We start from the raw sequence: 18,496 nt of genomic DNA on the forward strand, positions 1-18,496 counted from the left end.
TCCTCCCCGCCGACCACGATACGTGCGGCATATGTCGCTCCGGTTAACGGCCGCGTTGCACGGCGTCACGAAACCGACATTCTCTCGAACTCCTGGTGCGAGCCCTCAGCTTAGACTCGAACACCATGACCGACGACGCGCTCTCGCTGCTCGAGCGCCTGCCCGCTACCGACGATGCGGATGCGGTCTTCGCGGCCTTCGAGGAATGGACGAGCGCCAGCGGGCTCACCCTCTACCCCGCCCAGGAGGAGGCGCTGATTGAGGTCGTCTCAGGTGCGAACCTCATCCTCTCCACCCCCACGGGCACCGGGAAGTCGCTCGTCGCCGTCGGAGCCCACTTCGCCGCGATGGCGGCCGGGCGCCGCAGCTTCTACACCGCGCCCATCAAGGCGCTCGTGAGCGAGAAGTTCTTCGCACTCGTCGACACCTTCGGTGCCGCCAACGTGGGCATGCTCACCGGCGACTCCGCGGTCAATCCCGACGCCCGGATCATCTGCTGCACCGCCGAGATCCTCGCAAACCAGGCGCTCCGGCACGGCGACGCCCTGTCGGCCGACGTCGTCATCATGGACGAGTTCCACTACTACGGCGACCAGGAGCGCGGCTGGGCCTGGCAGGTGCCGCTGATCGAGCTCGCGCACAGCCAGTTCGTGCTCATGAGCGCGACGCTCGGCGACACCACCGCCATCGCCGAAGACCTCGAGCGGCGCACGGGCCGGCCCACGGCATCCGTGACCGGTGTAGAGCGACCGGTTCCGCTGGTCTACTCCTACGAGGCCACGCCCGTGCACGAGGCCATCGAGGAGCTGCTGCACACCGACCGGGCACCGGTCTACGTCGTGCACTTCTCACAGGCGGCCGCGCTCGAGCGTGCCCAGGCGCTCTCGAGCGTCAAGGTCGCCAGCCGAGAGCAGCGCGACGAGATCGCGGAGCTCATCGGCGGCTTCCGGTTCACGACAGCGTTCGGCAAGACGCTCTCGCGGCTCATCCGGCTCGGCATCGGCGTGCACCACGCCGGCATGCTGCCCAAGTACCGGCGCCTCGTCGAGACCCTCGCCCAGCGCGGCCTGCTGCGGGTGATCTGCGGCACCGACACGCTCGGCGTCGGAATCAACGTGCCCATCCGCACGGTGCTGCTGACCGGCCTGACCAAGTTCGACGGGCAGCGGATGCGACAGCTCACCGCCCGGGAGTTCCACCAGATCGCCGGTCGCGCGGGCCGTGCCGGCTTCGACACGAGCGGCACGGTCGTTGCGCTCGCCCCCGAGCACGAGATCGAGAACGCGCGCCTGATGGCCAAGGCCGGTGACGACGTGAAGAAGCAGCGGCGGGTGGTGCGCAAGAAGGCTCCCGAGGGGTTCGTCTCGTGGGGCGAGGGCTCGTTCAACCGCCTCATCACCGCCGAGCCGGAGCCCCTGCGCTCGCACCTGCAGATGACGAGCGCGATGCTCATCAACGTGATCGCGCGCGGCGGCGACGTGTTCGCCAACGTGCGCCGACTCGTGTTCGACAACCACGAGCCCCGCGAGCGGCAGTACGCGCTCGCCCGGCGCGCCCTCTCGATCTACCGCACTCTGCGGGTCGCGGGCATCGTCACGCAGGACGAGGACGGCATCCGTCTCACCGTCGACCTGCAGCCGAACTTCGCCCTGAACCAGCCGCTGTCGCCGTTCGCGCTCGCGGCCTTCGAGCTGATCGACCCGGATGCGCCGGGTTACGCGCTCGACGTGCTCTCCATCCTCGAGGCCACCCTCGATGACCCGCGCGCGATCCTCTCGCAACAGCAGTTCGTCGCCCGCGGTGAGGCCGTCGCGGCGATGAAGCGCGAGGGCATCGAGTACGAGGAGCGCATGGAGCTGCTCGAGCAGGTCACCTGGCCCAAGCCCCTCGCCGAGCTGCTCGATGCCGCCTATGAGAGCTATGCCGCCGAGCAGCCGTGGGTGCGCGACTTCTCGCTGAGCCCCAAGTCGGTCGTGCGCGACATGTACGAACGTGCCATGTCGTTCGGCGAGTTCGTGGCGTTCTACAAGCTCGCCCGCACCGAAGGAGTGGTGCTGCGTTACCTCTCCGACGCCTACCGCGCCGCGCGGCAGACCATTCCTCGCGAGAAGATCGACGACGAGCTCGGCGACCTCATCGAGTGGCTGGGCGAGCTCGTGGCGCAGGTGGACTCGAGCCTGCTCGACGAGTGGAACGAGCTCGCGCATCCCGATGAGGCCGCCCTCGAGGCGCTGCGTCGTGCCGAGGGCCCGGATGCCGAGATCGTTCCGCCGGCACCGCGCCGACTGACCTCGAACCTGCGCGCCTTCCGCGTGCTCGTACGCAACGAGCTCTTCCGCCGGGTGCAGCTGGCGGCCCTCGATGACGCCGAGGCCCTCGGCGAGCTCGACGCCGAGCACGGCTTCGGTGAGGCGCAGTGGGGCGAGGCGTTGGACCGCTACTACGCCGAATACGACGCCATCGGCACGGGGGCGGATGCGCGCAGCAGCGCGCTGCTGCTGCTCGAGGAGAGCGGCCGGCTCTGGCAGGCGCGGCAGATCTTCGACGACCCCACCGGCGACCGTGACTGGGCGATCAGCGCCGAGGTCGACCTCGACGCCTCCGACGAGGCCGGAACGGCCATCGTGCGCGTCACCGCGGTCGCCCCCGCCTGAATCCGCCCTGAACGCAACCCTCGTTACGGCGGGTGACGAGTCGTAACGGCCTCCGTCACATTGGTCGACAGCCGCGCATCCCTGGCGCCAGCATCGTGCAATCCCATTCCGCACGAAAGGCACACCGATGTCACGTTTCACCCGAGGCCTCGCCGCAGCAGGCGCGCTGACCGCGACGCTGGCCCTGCTCGCCGGCTGCGCAGCCCCCGCGAACGTCGCCGGCGCAGCCGACAAGGCCGCCGACAAGACCGGCGAGAAGCCCGTCACCGGCGGCACGCTCACCTACCTCGAGCAGCAGGCGCACACCAACCTCTACCCGCCGTCGGGCGGTTTCTATCCCAATGGCGGCGTGCTGAACCAGATCACCGACAAGCTCACCTGGCAGAACCCCGAGACGCTCGCCATCGAGCCCTGGATCGCTAAGTCGTGGGAGGTCAACGACGACAAGACGCAGTACACCTTCCACCTGCGCAAGGGCGTCACCTTCAGCGATGGAACGCCGCTCGACGCCGCGGCGGTCGCGAAGAACTTCGACACCTACGGCCTGGGCAACCCGGCGCTCAAGCAGCCCGTCTCCGAGGTCGTCAACAACTACGACCACAGCGAGGTCATCGACCCGCAGACGGTGAAGTTCTTCTTCTCGAAGCCCTCACCGGGCTTCCTGCAGGGCACGAGCGTGATCGGTTCCGGGCTCGTCTCGCCGGCTACCCTGGCACTGCCCTACGAGCAACTCGGCGACGCGACGAAGATCATCGGATCGGGACCCTTCACCGTCGAGAGCGAGGAGCTCGGCAAGCAGCTCGTGCTCAAGGCCCGCACCGACTACGCCTGGGCCCACGAGTCCAGCGCCAACCAGGGCCGGCCCTACCTCGACTCCATCACCTACATCGTGACCGGGGAGGACAGCGTGCGCATCGGCTCGCTGCTCTCGGGCCAGGCGGATGCGATCCGCCAGGTGCAGGCGTACGACGAGGACCAGGTGACCGCGCAGGGCTTCACGGTGTACGCGGCGCCGACGCGCGGGGTCAACGACTCGGTCTCCTTCCGCCCCGACAACCCGCTCGTCGCCGACGTGAACGTGCGACGCGCCCTGCTCAAGGCGACGGACGCCCAGGAGATCGTCGACACGCTGTTCAGCAAGAACTACCCGGTGGCCACGAGCGTGCTCGCGCACCAGGCCACCGGCTACGTCGACCTCTCGAAGCAGCTGAAGCCCGATGCGAAGCAGGCGGCGAAGCTGCTCGACGACGCCGGCTGGAAGAAGGGCGCCGACGGCATCCGTGCCAAGGACGGGCGGGCGCTCGAGCTCACCGTCTACGAGTCGCTGCCGCAGCCGCAGAACAAGCAGGTGCTGCAACTGCTCGCCCAGCAGTGGGCGAAGGTCGGCGTGAAGCTGAACGTTCTCGCGGGCGACGCGGGAAGCGCGGCGACCGACAACAAGGACGCCCAGAAGACCCCGCTCGTCGTGACCGAGGTCGGCCGCGCCGATCCCGACGTGATCAAGAGCCAGTTCTACCCCAAGAACCGCGACGGGCTTTTGCAGGCCGGGGGACTCAGCCCGACCGCGGCGTTCACCGACCCCACCCTCAACGGACTGCTCGAGTCGGAGACCGCCGAGGTCGACCCGGATGCCCGGGCCGCCTTCACCCAGGATGCCCAGCGCCACCTGATCGACCAGGCACTCAACATCCCATTGTTCGAGGAGCCGCAGGTCTTCGCCGCGGCGCCCTACGTCAAGGGCTGGGACTTCGAGGCGGTCGGCCGCCCGAGCTTCTACAACACCTGGATCGCGAAGCACTGAGATGGCACGGTACATCCTCGGGCGCGTCGGGCAAGCGGTGCTCGTGCTGTGGGCCGCGTTCACGGTGAGCTTCGTGCTACTCCAGGCGCTGCCCGGGGATGCCGTGCTCATCCAGTTCGAGGGCGGCGACCTCGGACTGACCCCCGACCAGATCGCCGACATCCGCGCCAGTTACGGCGCAGACGAGAGCCTGCTCGTGCAGTACCTGCACTCGCTCGGCAACGTGCTCACCGGAAACCTCGGGTACTCGCTCGTCTCCGGCGTCTCGGTGGGGTCGCTGCTCGCGGCGAACCTGCCCTCGACGATCGCGCTCGCCGCATCCGCGCTGGTGCTGGCGATCGTGATCGCCGTGGCGATCGCCTTCCTCTCCACCCTCAGCCCGTTCGCCTGGCTGCGCGGTGCCCTGCAGTCGCTTCCGAGCCTGTTCGTGTCGGTTCCCACCTTCTGGCTCGGCATCACCCTCATCCAGGTCTTCTCGTTCCGCCTGCACGTCATCCCGGTGATCGGCGGCACACCGCTGCAGCTGCTCGTGCTGCCGGTGCTCACGGTGGCCATCCCCATCTCGGCACCCATCGCGCAGGTGCTCGTGCGCTCGATCGATGCGGTTACCCCGCTGCCGTTCGTCGCCGTGGTGCGTGCGAAGGGAGCGTCGCCGCTGCGGGTGCTCGTGCACCACGTCGCCCGCAATGCCGTGCTCCCGTCGCTGACGATCGCCGGCGTGCTCTTCGGCGAGCTCATCGCGGGCGCCGTCGTCACCGAGACGGTCTTCGCGCGCAATGGCATCGGCCGTCTCACGCAGCAGGCCGTCGACAACCAGGACACGGCGGTGCTGCAGGCCATCGTGCTTCTGGCCGCGCTCGTCTACGTCGTGGTGAACCTCGCCGTCGACCTCGCCTATCCCGTTCTCGACCCGCGGTTGCGGGCTCCCCGCCGTTCCGTGGCACGCTCCGTCGCCGCGCAGGAGGTCGCCGCATGAGCACCATCCACGCACCAGAGGTGCAGACGCCCGAGGTCTCCGGCGTCGAGGCCGAGCAGGGCCGGAACGACCGTCTCGCTGAACAGGCGGCGGGCGCCGGAGGGATCCGGCCGCTACTGCGTCGCATCCGTCCGGGGCTCGTGCTCGCCTGGATCATCGTGGCGGTCGTGATCGCCTGGGCCGTCGTGCCCTTCCTGTTCACCGGGTACAGCGGCGTGAGCGGGGTGCCGGCCGAGAAGCTGCAGGCGCCGAGCGCAGCCCATTGGCTGGGCACGGATGAGCTGGGTCGCGACCTCTACGCCCGTATCGTCTACGGGGCGGTGCACTCCCTGACGGGCGCCGCGGTGGCCGTCGCCGTCGGTCTCGTCGCCGGAACCGCCCTCGGGGTACTGGCGGGATCGGCGGGCGGAATCATCGACGTCGTCGTCGGCCGCGTCGTCGACGTGCTGCTCTCAATCCCGGGACTGCTGCTGAGCCTGTCGATCATCATCCTGCTGGGGTTCGGAACCGTGAACGCGGCCATCGCGGTCGGTGTCACGAGCGTGGCATCCTTCGCACGGCTCAGCCGATCGGAGGTCGTGCGCGTGCGACGCGGCGACTACGTGGAGGCGGCGTTCGGGTCAGGCGGCCGCTTCTTCAGCGTGCTCGCCCGGCACGTGCTTCCCAACTCGGTCGGTCCCGTCATCTCGCTCACCGCCCTTCAGCTCGGCACGGCGATCATCGCCCTGTCGACCCTCGGCTTCCTCGGTTACGGGGCGCCGCCCCCCACGCCGGAATGGGGCCTGCTGATCGCCGAGGGCCGCAACTACATCGCCACGGCGTGGTGGATCACGACCTTCCCCGGTCTCGTGGTCGTGCTCGTCGTGCTCTCGGCCAATCGCATCAGTTCCTCGATCGGAGTATCACGATGACGGCAGCACTCGAGGTCGAGGGCCTCAGCGTCGGCTACGCCCGCGAGGGAGTCACCACCACGGTCGTGCACGAGGTGGGCTTCAGCATCCGGCCGGGGGAGGTGCTCGCCCTGGTCGGCGAATCGGGTTCGGGCAAGACCACGACGGCCCAGGCGGTGATCGGACTGCTCCCGGCGAACGCGCGCCGCTCATCGGGGCGCATCGTGCTCGGAGGCACCGACATCTCCGACTGGTCGCAGGCGCGGCTGGGCACCGTTCGCGGAGCGCGCATCGGCCTCATCCCGCAAGACCCTTCCGCGAGCCTGAACCCGGTGAAGCCGGTCGGCGTGCAGCTGGGCGAGGCGCTGCGCATCCACACCCGGATGCCGCGGGCCGTGCTGCGCTCCCGGGTGCTCGAGGCCCTGGACCGCGTGGGAATCGACGATCCGGCGCGGCGTGCGAAGCAGTACCCGCACGAGCTCTCGGGCGGCATGCGCCAGCGCGTGCTCATCGCCTCGGCCCTCGCGCTCGAGCCGGAGCTCGTGATCGCCGACGAGCCCACGAGCGCGCTCGACGTCACGGTGCAGAAGCGCATCCTCGACACGATCGACGAGTTGCGGCGCGAGTTGGGCACCGCCGTGCTGCTCGTGACGCACGACCTGGGCGTCGCCGCGGAACGGGCCGACGACATCGTCGTGCTGCAGCAGGGGCGGATCCGACAGCACGGTTCGGTGGATGCGGTGCTGCAGCGCCCCGAGCATCCCTACGTGCGCCGGCTGTTCGCCGACGCCCCCTCGCTGTCGGTGCCGCCGGTGCGGCCTCCTCGCGCACCCCTCTACCTGCGCGACGCCGGCGCGGCCGCAGCCGAGAACCCGTACGCCGTCGAGGTGCAGGGCCTCGTACGGGAGCACGGCCGCGGCCGAACGGCCTTCCGGGCAGTGGACGACGTGAGCCTGCAGGTGCGGCGTGGAACCACGCACGCGATCGTCGGCGAGTCCGGCTCGGGCAAGACGAGCATCGCACGCGCCATCGCCGGCTTCGATGTTCCGACGGCGGGCCGGGTGATCATCGACGGCGCGGATGCCACCGGCCTGCATGGCGGCGAGCTGCGGCGACTGCGCCGCAGCGTGCAGCTGGTCTACCAGAATCCGTTCGGCTCCCTCGATCCGAGGCAGACGGTGAGTGCCATCGTCGCCGAGCCGCTGCGCAACCTCGGCATCGGTCGGGCGCAGGCGGCCGAGCGCGCGGCGGAACTCGTGGACCGGGTGGCGCTGGATGCCGCCCTGCTCTTCCGGCGTCCGCGCGAACTCTCCGGCGGCCAGCGCCAGCGTGTCGCCATCGCCCGGGCGCTCGCCCTGGACCCGCGCATCCTCGTGCTCGACGAGGCGGTGTCGGCCCTCGACGTCACGGTGCAGGCCCGCATCCTCGAACTGCTCGATTCGCTGCAGACCCAGTTGGGGCTCACCTACGTGTTCATCTCGCACGACCTCGCGGTGGTGCGGCGCATCGCCGACACGGTCTCGGTCTTCAGCCGCGGCCGGCTCGTCGAGACGGGAACAGCGGAGCAGGTCTTCGAGGCGCCTGAGCACGACGTGACCCGCGATCTGCTCGCGGCTGTTCCGGTGCCGAAGGCGGTGGCGGCATGACGCGCCTCGGGTTCTTCACCCGGCTGCTCGAGGATGCCGATGCCGCACAGCGCTACTCCTACGCCCTCGAGCAGGTCCGGCACGCCGAGCGGCACGGATTCGACACGGCCTGGGTCGCCCAGCACCACTTCAACGGTGCTGAGGGCGGCCTCCCCTCGCCGCTCGTGCTGCTGGCCGCGGCGGCGGCCCTCACCGACCGCATCCGCCTGGGGACGGCGATCGTGACGCTTCCCCTCGAAGACCCGGTGCGGCTGGCCGAAGACGCCGCCGTGCTCGACACGCTCTCGGGCGGCCGCTTCGAACTCGGCGTCGGCAGCGGCGGAACGGCCTCGTCGTTCGGCGTGTTCGGCCGGCGGAGCGAGGATCGCGGACGGCTGCTGGGGGAGCACCTCGAGCGGCTTCGCGGGCTGCTCGCCGGCCCGACCCTCTACCCGCCGGCCCCCGGCCTCGGCGACCGCATCTGGCAGGCGACGTTCTCCGTCGAGGGCGGAGCGCGTGCCGGACGGGCCGGCGACGGCCTGCTGCTCTCGCGGACGCAGCCGCGACCTCCCGACCGGCCCCGTGCCGCCCTGGCCGAGGTGCAGCAGCCCATCATCGACGCCTACCTCGATGCCCTGCCCGCGAACGTCCCGCCGCGCATCCTCGCCTCGCGCACGCTCGTCGTCGGCGATGATCGCGAGCGGCTGCTCGCCGTGTCGGAACGCGGGTTGCGGCGGGCCGCCGCCTCGCTCGCAGCGGCCGGCCACCGCTTCGAGAGTGATGAGCTCGCGGACCTCATCGCCGGCACCGACACGCACATCGGGGCGGTCGAGGATGTGGTGGCCTCGCTCTCGGCGGATGCCACGCTCGCGCGCGCAACGGACGTGGCCTTCCAGGTTCACTCCGTCGACCCGGGCCACGAGCTCACCCTGCGATCGATCGAGCTGACCGCCTCAGCCGTCGCCCCTGCGCTGGGCATCGGCACGCTGGCATCCGTGTGAGCAGCTCACGAGACCTGCCTGAACCCACTGAACCATCACCACCACTGAAACGCTCCGAGGAGGAACCACCCATGTCCACCCCACCCGATGTGATCGACGCCCTGCTGGGTGTTCGGCAGGGCTCGCGGATCGACGCGCTCCGGCGCAGCCGGCCCGAGACGCGCCGCAACGCCCAGCTCGCCTATGACAGCCTGTTCCCGGCCGTGACGAGAACCGGCCCGAGTCCCCGGGAACGCCTCGCCGTCGCCGCGTTCGTCGCCGGCGTGCACGGCGCCTCACCCGCGGCCGAGCACTATCTCGCACGCCTGCGCAGTCTCGATCCCGTCACCGGCATCGCCGACGTGGTGCACAGCGAGGTCCTGCTGGCCGCCACAACGGGCCCCTACGGAGTCTTCCCCGATGGTCCCCTCGCGATCGAGAGCGTCGAGGGGCCGCGTTACCGGGTCGCCGACGCGCACCGGCGCGCCCTCGGAGGGCGGCTCGCCGCCGCGATCGACCACGCCCACCTGCTGGTCTTCCGCCCGCGCGAGGCCGACGCATCCGCCCTGCAGGCCCTCGCCGATGCCGGCTGGAGCGTCGACGAGATCGTCACCCTGTCGCAGCTCGTCTCGTTCCTCACCTTCCAGGTGCGCGTCGTGGCCGGATGGGAGCTGATCGCATGAGCGCCGCCAATGCCACGTCCGAGATCGATGCAACGGCAGGGAGCTCGCTCCGGCCGCTCGCGTTCACCCAGGACAACCTCGGCTGGGAGCCGTGGCTGGCGCCCCTGCCCGAGGAGGAGTTCACGGAACGCACCTGGGAGGGCCTCGTGGAGGCGGCACGTGCCAAGAGCCCGTACTTCGCGCTGCTCGCGCGCGACCCCGAGGTGCTCGGGGCGCGCACCCGAGCCGACAAGGACATCTTCTACAACACCGACGGCGGACTGCCGCGCGCCGAGCGGGAACTCGCGGCGACGGCCGTGAGCCGCGCCAACGGGTGCATCTTCTGCGCGAGCGTGCACGCCCGTTTCGCCAGCCACCACTCGAAGCGGGCCGACGACGTCCAGCGGTTGCTCGACGAGGGCACGGATGCCGACCTCGGGCCGCGCTGGCGGGCGATCGTCGATGCCGCGGTCGCGCTCACCGCCACGCCGCCGGCCCTGACGCGCGGGCACGTCTCCGCCCTGCGCGACGAGGGCCTGGACGATGCGGCGATCGCCGACCTCGTGCAGGCGGCGGCCTTCTTCGCGTGGGCGAATCGCCTGATGCTCAGTCTGGGTGAACCCACCGCCTGAGGGGGGCGGGCACCTCAGGCTGGGGCGGCCGCACGAGGCGAAGATAGGGCATCCTCCCGATCTGGCCGGGGTGCCTTAGCGAGCACTGTAGACGTGTCGCAGGAGTTCACGTCCAGGAGGAATCATGCAGTTCTCAGCCGGTTATCTCGCCCTCAGCCAGCATGCCGACGATGTGCGCGTCAGTGAGATCGCGCTGCATCACCGCCGCAGCGAACAGGAGCGGCTCGAGTCGGAGCCCGAGGCTCCGGCCGAGCCCGCTCGTCGCCGGCACCACGTACGCACGCACCAGCATCGCCACGCCGCCGCGTGAGCCTGGCGGCCGCATCCCCGACGTCCGCGGAGGGTCACCCGGATGTCGGTGGCTGGTGGCACGATGAAGTCGTGACACCGTCCAGTCCAAGCATGATCGGCCGCTCGGCCGAGCTCGGGCGCCTGCAGTCGGCCCTCGCCGAGGCGGCAGCCGGCTCCCCGCGCGCCGTCGTCATCGGGGGAGAGGCGGGCATCGGCAAGAGTCGCCTGATCGCGGAGTTCGAAGCGGCCGTCGGCGGGTCGGCCTCCCTCGTGAAGGGCCAGTGCGTCGATTTGGGGGCGGTGGCTCCGCCCTATTCGCCGGTGAAGGCGCTGCTGCGCGAACTGATCGCGCAGGTCGGTGCCGACGCCGTGCTCGCGGCGGCCGGCCCGGGCCGCGCGGCGCTCGCCGCCCTGCTTCCCGAACTCGGCGACGAGGCGATTCCCGAGGTCGCCACGAGCGGTGCCGTCAGCAGCGGCCAACTGCAGGAGGCGGTCGCCGTCGTGCTCGAGACGCTCTCCCGTACCCGCCCGGTCGTCGCCATCGTCGAAGACCTCCACTGGATCGACGGCGCGAGCCTGTCGCTGCTGCGCTTCCTCCTGCGGGCCATGACCGCCGGTCGTGTGCTGTTCGTGTTGAGCTATCGCACCGACGACGTCACCCGTGGTCACCCGGTGCGGGGGTTCCTCTCCGAGGTCGAGCGCAACCGTGCGGTCGATCGCTGGGAGCTGCACCGGCTCACGCGCGCCCAGGTGCGCAAGCAGGTGCGCTCGATCCGTGGCGACGAGCTGACGGATGCCGAGCTCGCGACCGTCTTCGATCGCAGTGACGGCATCCCGTTCTTCGTCGAGGAGCTTCTCGGCATCGAGGCCTGCGCGCTCGATGACGAGATACCCGACACCCTGCGTGAGCTGCTGCTCGCCCGTTACGAGCGCCTCTCCGAACCGGCCCAGACGCTGTTGCGCGTCATCTCGACCGGCGGCATCTCCGTGCCGCACGAGCGCCTCGCCCGAGTCTTCGACGGAACCGCGGCGCAGCTCGAATCGGCGGCCCGCGAGGCGGTGATCGGCGGCGTGCTGCGCATCGACGGCGACGCCTACGCCTTCCACCACGCCCTCGTGCGTGAGGCGATCCTCGATGACCTGTTGCCCGGTGAGCGGGCCCGGTATCACGCGCGCTACGCCGAGGCGTTCCAGGCCGAGGCGGCCACGCGCCGGGTCGCGGCCGAGATCTCGTACCACTTCCTCGGCGCCCGCGACTTCGAGCGCGCCTTCCCTGCGACCATGCGCGCTATGTGGGAGGCGAGAGCGGCCTACGCCTACGCCACGGCCGCCCAGATGGGCGAGCGGGCCATCGAACTCTGGGACGACGTGGCCGACGCCGAGGCGGTCGCGGGCATGCGCAAGGTGGAGCTGATCAGCCGCACGGCGTCGCACCTGCGCAACGCGGGCGAGGGCGAGCGGGCACTCGCCATGGTCGACCTGGGGTTGCGCGAGTGCGAGCCGGGGGATCCGCTGTACGCCCGGCTGCTGCGCGACAAGGCGATGTACCGTTCGAACACCGGCCGGCCGGGCAGCATCGAGCTGCTCGAGCAGGCGCGCGAGCTCGCCCGCGATGGCGACGAGGAGCTCCTGACCGGCATCACCACCGCCCTCGCCGGACGGTTCATGGTCGAGGGCCGGCTCGAAGAGGCGATCGCGCTCGCCGACGAGGCGCTTCCGCTGGCCGAGCAGAACGGCTGGCACCGGAATGCGTCGATCGCCTCCAACATCGCCGGGGTGTGCCGGGTGCACATGGGCGAGATCGAGCGCGGCCTCGACCAGCTGCAGCGCGCCCGCAACCTGGCACGCGGCGACGGCAGCGCTCTGTTGCGGTACTGGGTCAACTCCTCCGACGTCATGTACCTGTTGGGGCGCCACGACGAGGCCATCGAACTCGCCCAGAGCGGCCTCGACCGAGCCAGGGCGCTCGGAGTTGAACGCAGCTCGGGGGTCATCCTGGCCTCGAACGCGGTGGATCCGCTGATCGCCCTCGCCGAGTGGGACCGGGCCGATGCACTGATCGAACGCGGCCTCGCGCTGGATCCCCAGCCCGCGTTCCGGGTCTACCTGCAGCGTGCCCGTCTCGGGGCCCGGCTGTGGCGCGGCGATCCCGCGGGCGCTGCGGCGCAGTTCCGCGCACTGCGGCCGCTCATGGCGCAGATCGCCGACATCGAGCTGCAGACCCGGTTGGGCGTGGACCGGCTGGCCGCCGAGATCGCGCTGGCCACTGGTGACGCCCGCGCAGCCTGGCAGGAGGCCGAGGTGGTCTTCGACTCCGGCCGGTTCACCATGCCGGCGTACGCACTGCCGCTGCTGTGGAACGCCGCGCGCGCCCTCGCGGCGTTGCGGGAACAGGGCGGGAGCGATGTCGACCTCGCCATCGAGGAGCGCCGCATCCGCGACGAGCTCGCGCTCCTCTCGTTCTGGCCGACCGCCGACATCTGGTCGGCCTTCGTCGAGGCCGAGCTCGGCAGCGGGGGCACGGGCACCGATCCGGTACTCTGGAGAACGGCCGTCGAGCTGGCCGTGCACCCGACGGCGCCGCGCTTGCTCCCTGCTTACGCGCGCCTGCAGCTCGGCCGAGCGCTCCTGGTCGCCGGAGACCGTGCCGCGGCCCGCGCCGAGCTGCAGCAGGCGCTGGATGGGGCGAGCGCACTCGGCCTCGGGCTGGTGGCAACGGATGCGACCCGGCTGGCGGCATCCGCGGGGCTGCCCCTCGCCGGCGCGGGCGGCGTCATCGCCCGCGAGAGCACCGTCGCCGACGCGAGCCTCACCGCGCGGGAGCAGCAGGTGCTCGACCTCATCGCCGAGGGCCTTTCGAACCGGCAGATCGGCGAGCGCCTGTTCATCAGCGGCAAGACCGCGAGCGTGCACGTCTCCGCCATCCTGCGCAAGCTCGGAGCCACGAGCCGCACCGAGGCGGTCTTCCGCGCCGGCCGCTCCTGAGCCTCCTCCCTCGCCCGCGGGGCCGGCCCACAGGTAGGCCGCTTACAATGAAGACTCGGCCACGGACAGGGGAGGGGGGTCGCATGCACGCGCGCGACGACATCGTATTGCGGAGCGGTCGGTATGCTCTCGCAGCCGACCACTTCACGCCACAGGGCTCGATGGTCGAAGACCTCCTCGCCGTCCGTGACGCCCTCATCGACGCGGGGCTCGAGTTCCTGCTCGTGCGCGGATCGGGGGACCGGCCCGTGATCGCCGTGGATCGGCGCGCCCGCCGTCAGGTGACCGCGGCTCTCGCAACCGCTTTCGCCGGTGAGCCGTTCTACTCGCGCACCGTGGGTCACGACGTTCCCGACGTGCTTATCGCCGACGGCAGCCTCTCATCCAAGCGCAAGGCCGACGTACTGCGGCTCTACCGCCCGCGCGTCGAGCCGTTCGGGCAGTTGCAGTTCGGCGCCGATGCCGCCATGCAGCTGGAGTTCTGGCGATTCGGTGACGACGAGATCGTGGCGCCGCGGCCCAATGCCGTCATGCGCACCCGGCTGCCTCGATCCGAGGCGGTCGAGGATTCCGTCGAGGTGTACGGTCGTCGCTGGCGCACCCTCGAGAACATGTTCGTGCCGCTCGCGAGCGACATCCGCTTCCCGATCGACATGGTCTTCTCATGGGTCGACGGCTCGAGCGCGGAGTTCCTGCGCGAACGCGCCAAGCGCATGCAGGCCTACGTCGTCGGCGAGGGCGACGACAGCGAGGCGCGCTACCGGCAGATCAACGAGTTGAAGTACGCCTTGCGCAGCGTCTACATGTTCGCACCCTGGGTGCGCACCATCTACATCGTCACCGATTCGCCCGCGCCCGAGTGGCTGGCCGAGCACCCGCGCGTGCGCATCATGCGCAGCGAGGAGTTCTTCGCCGACCCCGAGGTACTGCCCACCCACAACTCGCACGCGGTCGAGTCGCAGCTGCACCACATCCCGGGCATCGCCGAGCACTTCCTCTACTCCAACGACGACATGTTCTTCGGTCGCCCGGTGACACCCGACCTGTTCTTCTCCCCGGGCGGCATCACCAAATTCGTCGAGGCATCGACGCGTATCGGGCTCGGCGAGTCCGATCCCACGCGCAGCGGGTTCGAGAACGCCGCTCGCGTGAACCGTGCCCTCCTGAAGGACCGCTTCGGAGCCGTGACCACGCGTCACCTCGAGCACTGCGCCGCCCCGCTGCGGGTCAGCGTCATGAACGAGCTCGAGCAGGAGTTCGCCCCCGAGTTCGCCCGGACGGCCGCGAGCCGGTTCCGCTCCGCGAGCGACATCTCGGTCACCAATTCGCTCTACCACTACTACTCGCTCATGAGCGGGCGCGCCGTGGTGCAGACGCAGGCACGCGTCAAGTACATCGAGACCACGTTGCGCGAGGCACCCGCCGCCATGGAGCGCCTCCTCGCTCGCCGCGATCGGGACATGTTCTGCCTGAACGACGGCTCGAAGCCCGAGATCGGGGTCGAGGAGCGCACCCGCGTCGTCACGGAATTCCTGGAGCGCTACTTCCCGTTCCCGGCCCCGTGGGAGAAGGTCACACCGGCACGGTCAGGGGCGTCGTCGGCGTCGGATCCTGTCGGACTCGCGGCAGCGGGCGCATAGCGGCCGGCTGGATGCTGACGCCCTCGGCCGTGAGGCGGCGGCTCGTCTCGGCGGCATCCACGTAGTCGAGCGCCGGGTACTCCCCGAGCGGAACGACGGAGTGCAGCACCGTCTCGGGATAGACATGCACGAGGTTGAAGGCGCGGGCCCCGTCGCGGCCGCGGGTTCCCCCGACCGGCACGTTGAGGTCTTGGGTGTAGCAGCTCGCAGAAGCAACCGACACCGGGATGCCCGCGAACGTCGCCGTCGATGAATAGTGCAGGTGCCCGGCGATGATGGAGCGTACGTCGGAATTCCGAAGCACCCCGGCGAGGGAGGCCTGGTCGCGCAACTCGACGGACACCGCGAGATCGAGCACGCTCGGGATCGGCGGGTGGTGCATCGCGAGGATGGTGCCGTCGGGCGCCGGGGTCTCGAGCTCGCGGGCCAGCCACGCGAGCTGGTCGGTGCGCACCTCGCCCCAGTGGTGGCCGGGAACGCTCGTGTCGAGCACGATCACCCTCAGGCCGCCGAGCCAGTGCACCGCGTCGACGGGATCGGTGCTCGGGAGTTCGCCGAGCAGCGTGCTGCGGAAGGCGCCTCGCTCGTCATGGTTGCCCATGACCCAGATCACCTTCGCCCCCAGCCGCTCTGCCGCGGGCTCGACGATGCTGCGCAATGTCGCGTACGCATCCGCCTCGCCGCGATCGGCCAGGTCGCCGGTGAAGACGATGGCCTCGGGGCGTCCGTCGGAGGCCTCGACCTCGGCGATGAGACGTCGTAGGTGGGACGCGCTGTCGACGCAGCCGTAGAGGCGGTTGCCGCCCGCCAGCAGATGCGTGTCGCTGATGTGCAGGAGGAAGTGGTCCGGTCGTGGGTACTCGGCCGTACGAGCTATCACCCCTTCATCACACCACTCGGAACTGAACTGGGCGTGAACAGCGCCCGCGAGTCTGCTGGACGGCCGGGAAAGGGTCCGCCCCCATTGGGGTGGGGTGCACGCCCTGATCCGACTCCCTATCCGCCGTCGCACGCTGGAGGCATCCCCGAAAAGATCCGCCCTCTGGAGTGCATCATGATCTCGTCCTACGTCACCTACGCCCTCTTCCGCGCCGACGATGAGCGACTGAACCGCGAGCTCGAGGTGCGCCGCCGGCGCGCCGCCCACGAGCGTCACCTGCGGCTGCGCGGCCTCTTCGCCCGCACGCCGCGCCGGTCGGGCACGCGCGTGCACCTCATCCGCGGTTCAATGGAGGCATGAGCCTCGTCGACGACCTGCGCACCGACCTGGCCGCAGCCGGATACACCGTGGCGGCCCTGGACTCCCTCTGGGGGCCGGACGCCGCGACCGCCCTGCACCGCGGTCACCGGGTGCCCGCGCGTCGTGCGCTCGAGGCCCATCGCGACCGCCTGCTTCACCTGCCGCCGGTCGCCGTGCTCGCGCAGCTCTTCGTGCTCGGCATGGCCGTTCCGCGCAGCGCTCTCGCCGAGGCGCTCCCCACTCTGACGGTCACCGGCGCCGAGGAACTCGGCCTGGTCGCATCCGTCGCCCCGTCCAGCCGGGGCGCCGGGCACATCATGCGGCCGTCGCGTGACCTGCGCCCCTATGCGTTCACGGATGCCGCGGGCGACGCGCACTGGTGGATCATCAGCGACCTCGGCGAACTGGTCTCGGGGGGACCGCTGCGGCAGGACCACGTGCTCGGGGTGGGAGGCGCATCACTCACCCTCAGCGGCCTCATGTTCACGAGCGCCGTCGAGAGCGTGCTCGATCTCGGCACCGGCTGCGGCATCCAGGCCATGCACGCCGCCCGGCACGCCGGTCGGGTCGTGGCGACCGACATCTCGCGCCGCGCGCTGTGGATCGCCGAGCTCAACGCCCGGCTGAACGAGATCGACAACATCGAGTTCCGCGCCGGATCGCTGTTCGAGCCGGTCGCGGGAGAGCGCTTCGACCGGATCGTCTCCAACCCGCCGTTCGTCATCACTCCCCGCGTCGAGGGCGTGCCGGAGTACGAGTACCGCGACGGCGGTCGTGTCGGCGATGCCCTCGTGCGCGAGGTGCTCACGGGTGCCGCCGACCACCTCGTTGCGGGCGGCACCGCCCAGCTCCTCGGCAATTGGGAGTACCACGCGCAGGTCGACGGACTCGCGCGCGTCGCCGGCTGGCTCGACGGCGTCGGCCTCGAGTACTGGGTGATCGAGCGCGAGGTGCAGAGCCCCGCCGAGTATGCGGAGACGTGGATCCGCGACGGCGGCACCCGGCCCGGCCATGACTTCGACCGGCTCTACGAGGCGTGGCTCGATGACTTCCGCCTGCGCGAGGTCGCCTCGGTGGGGTTCGGCTACGTGGTGCTGCGTCGACCGGCCGGCACGCCTGCTCTGCGCCGGACCGAGGCGTTGCACGGGCCGCTCGGCGAGGCCGCAGACCCTCTCGGCAACCACCTCGAGCGCTGCCTGGCCGGCATCGACGCACTGGGCTCCGACGATGAGGACGCTGATGCCCGGCTCGCCGAGGCGCGTCTGGTGGTCGCGCCCGACGTGACCGAGGAACGGCACTACTGGCCGGGGGAGGAGAACCCCACCGCCATCGTGCTGCACCAGGGCGGCGGCTTCGGCCGCGCGATCGCGGCCGATACCGGGCTGGCCGCTCTCGTGGGCGCCAGCGACGGCGAGCTTCCGGTCGGCGCCATCATCGGGGCTCTCGCCGAACTGCTTGAGATCGAACCCTCTGCGCTCGCCGATGCGCTGCTTCCGGCCGTGCGGGAGCTCGTCGCCGGCGGCATCCTCAGCCCGTCTTCGTCCAGTCGAGGTTGATGACCATCCCGATGTAGATGGTCTCTCCGAGATCGTGGATCTGCGGGTTCATCCGGAGCAGCTGCTGCTGCGGCAGGTCGAAGCGCTGGGCGATCTCGAAGAAGCTGTCCCCGCTCACGACGGTGTAGCTGAGCAGCTGGCCGTTCGCATCCGAGACGGCCGGCCCCATGGCGCCGGCGACGGCGCCGTTGTCGGTCGCCGGTCCCGGCTCGATGACCGGCGCAGGGGCGTTGGGGGACGGCGGCGGCGCGGTGGCGATCTGGACGTCGATGTCGGGCAGCGGCGACGGCGTCGGTGCAGCGGGCTTCGGGTCTGCGGTCGGGGTGACGGTGACGACGATGGTCTTCGCCGGGGCCGGAGGAGCGCCTGCACAGCCGGCCAGGGCGATCAGGCCCACGGCCATGGCGAGCGCTGTGCCCGCGACGCGTCGTCCGCCTGCGTGAGAAGTCCTGTGCACGACCGATGTCCCCCCATCGCCATCGCCGCGATGAGCGCGCATGGCCTGTGCCGCTGCGCCACCCTCAGCGCATCGGCGACACTCTATCGGTACGGCGGCCTTCGTGA

The 18,496-nt window shown here is 70.6% G+C and carries 15 protein-coding genes; 13 read left to right on the plus strand and 2 right to left on the minus strand.

Features of this window, described 5'->3' with window-relative positions:
- Positions 1 to 125 precede the first annotated feature (125 nt).
- From WDJ51_RS10345 to WDJ51_RS10395, 11 genes are all read left to right on the plus strand, one after another.
- Positions 126 to 2,654, plus strand: coding sequence for a DEAD/DEAH box helicase (locus WDJ51_RS10345; RefSeq protein ID WP_337852379.1), 2,529 nt, complete (start codon positions 126 to 128; stop codon positions 2,652 to 2,654).
- Positions 2,655 to 2,781: 127 nt separating this feature from the next.
- On the plus strand, positions 2,782 to 4,455 hold the full coding sequence (locus WDJ51_RS10350; protein ID WP_337852380.1) for a TIGR04028 family ABC transporter substrate-binding protein: 1,674 nt from the start codon (positions 2,782 to 2,784) through the stop codon (positions 4,453 to 4,455).
- A gap of 1 nt (position 4,456) precedes the next feature.
- Positions 4,457 to 5,431: an ABC transporter permease gene (locus WDJ51_RS10355; RefSeq protein WP_337852381.1), complete on the plus strand. Its 975-nt coding sequence runs from the start codon at positions 4,457 to 4,459 to the stop codon at positions 5,429 to 5,431.
- Positions 5,428 to 6,342, plus strand: coding sequence for an ABC transporter permease (locus WDJ51_RS10360; RefSeq protein ID WP_337852382.1), 915 nt, complete (start codon positions 5,428 to 5,430; stop codon positions 6,340 to 6,342). Before WDJ51_RS10355 ends, WDJ51_RS10360 begins: the two co-directional genes overlap by 4 nt.
- Positions 6,339 to 7,967 carry an ABC transporter ATP-binding protein gene (locus tag WDJ51_RS10365; RefSeq protein ID WP_337852383.1) on the plus strand — a complete coding sequence of 543 codons (1,629 nt, stop codon included), beginning with the start codon at positions 6,339 to 6,341 and terminating at the stop codon, positions 7,965 to 7,967. The genes WDJ51_RS10360 and WDJ51_RS10365 overlap by 4 nt, the downstream gene beginning before the upstream one ends.
- Complete coding sequence (locus WDJ51_RS10370) at positions 7,964 to 8,947, plus strand: putative FMN-dependent luciferase-like monooxygenase (protein WP_337852384.1); 984 nt, start codon at positions 7,964 to 7,966, stop codon at positions 8,945 to 8,947. Before WDJ51_RS10365 ends, WDJ51_RS10370 begins: the two co-directional genes overlap by 4 nt.
- Before the next feature lie 71 nt (positions 8,948 to 9,018).
- Positions 9,019 to 9,609 (plus strand): CMD domain protein, encoded by a 591-nt coding sequence (locus tag WDJ51_RS10375; protein WP_337852385.1) that lies wholly within the window; start codon positions 9,019 to 9,021, stop codon positions 9,607 to 9,609.
- Positions 9,606 to 10,220: an alkylhydroperoxidase domain protein gene (locus tag WDJ51_RS10380; protein ID WP_337852386.1), complete on the plus strand. Its 615-nt coding sequence runs from the start codon at positions 9,606 to 9,608 to the stop codon at positions 10,218 to 10,220. Before WDJ51_RS10375 ends, WDJ51_RS10380 begins: the two co-directional genes overlap by 4 nt.
- 124 nt (positions 10,221 to 10,344) lie before the next feature.
- Positions 10,345 to 10,530: a hypothetical protein gene (locus WDJ51_RS10385; RefSeq protein ID WP_337852387.1), complete on the plus strand. Its 186-nt coding sequence runs from the start codon at positions 10,345 to 10,347 to the stop codon at positions 10,528 to 10,530.
- Between the two features lie 92 nt (positions 10,531 to 10,622).
- Entirely contained in the window at positions 10,623 to 13,496 is a 2,874-nt protein-coding gene (locus WDJ51_RS10390) for an ATP-binding protein (RefSeq protein WP_337852388.1), read from the plus strand.
- 47 nt (positions 13,497 to 13,543) lie between these two features.
- Positions 13,544 to 15,136, plus strand: coding sequence for a stealth family protein (locus WDJ51_RS10395; protein ID WP_337852389.1), 1,593 nt, complete (start codon positions 13,544 to 13,546; stop codon positions 15,134 to 15,136).
- Here WDJ51_RS10395 and WDJ51_RS10400 read toward each other — a convergent pair.
- The gene (locus tag WDJ51_RS10400; protein ID WP_337852390.1) at positions 15,069 to 16,016 is read right to left on the minus strand and encodes a phosphodiesterase; all 948 of its coding nucleotides are present in this window, start codon (positions 16,014 to 16,016) and stop codon (positions 15,069 to 15,071) included. The two genes, WDJ51_RS10395 and WDJ51_RS10400, sit on opposite strands and share 68 nt — an antisense overlap.
- Before the next feature lie 174 nt (positions 16,017 to 16,190).
- Here WDJ51_RS10400 and WDJ51_RS10405 point away from each other — a divergent pair, with 174 nt between their 5' ends.
- Positions 16,191 to 16,376, plus strand: coding sequence for a hypothetical protein (locus tag WDJ51_RS10405; RefSeq protein ID WP_337852391.1), 186 nt, complete (start codon positions 16,191 to 16,193; stop codon positions 16,374 to 16,376).
- A complete protein-coding gene (locus WDJ51_RS10410; RefSeq protein ID WP_337852392.1) occupies positions 16,373 to 17,932 on the plus strand; it encodes a DUF7059 domain-containing protein in 1,560 nt (519 codons plus the stop codon). The genes WDJ51_RS10405 and WDJ51_RS10410 overlap by 4 nt, the downstream gene beginning before the upstream one ends.
- On the opposite strand, the gene WDJ51_RS10415 is transcribed toward WDJ51_RS10410, so the two are convergent.
- Complete coding sequence (locus WDJ51_RS10415) at positions 17,904 to 18,335, minus strand: LysM peptidoglycan-binding domain-containing protein (RefSeq protein WP_337852393.1); 432 nt, start codon at positions 18,333 to 18,335, stop codon at positions 17,904 to 17,906. The two genes, WDJ51_RS10410 and WDJ51_RS10415, sit on opposite strands and share 29 nt — an antisense overlap.
- Positions 18,336 to 18,496 lie beyond the last annotated feature (161 nt).

Source organism: Rathayibacter sp. YIM 133350, from assembly GCF_037404875.1.
GTDB lineage: Bacteria > Actinomycetota > Actinomycetes > Actinomycetales > Microbacteriaceae > Orlajensenia.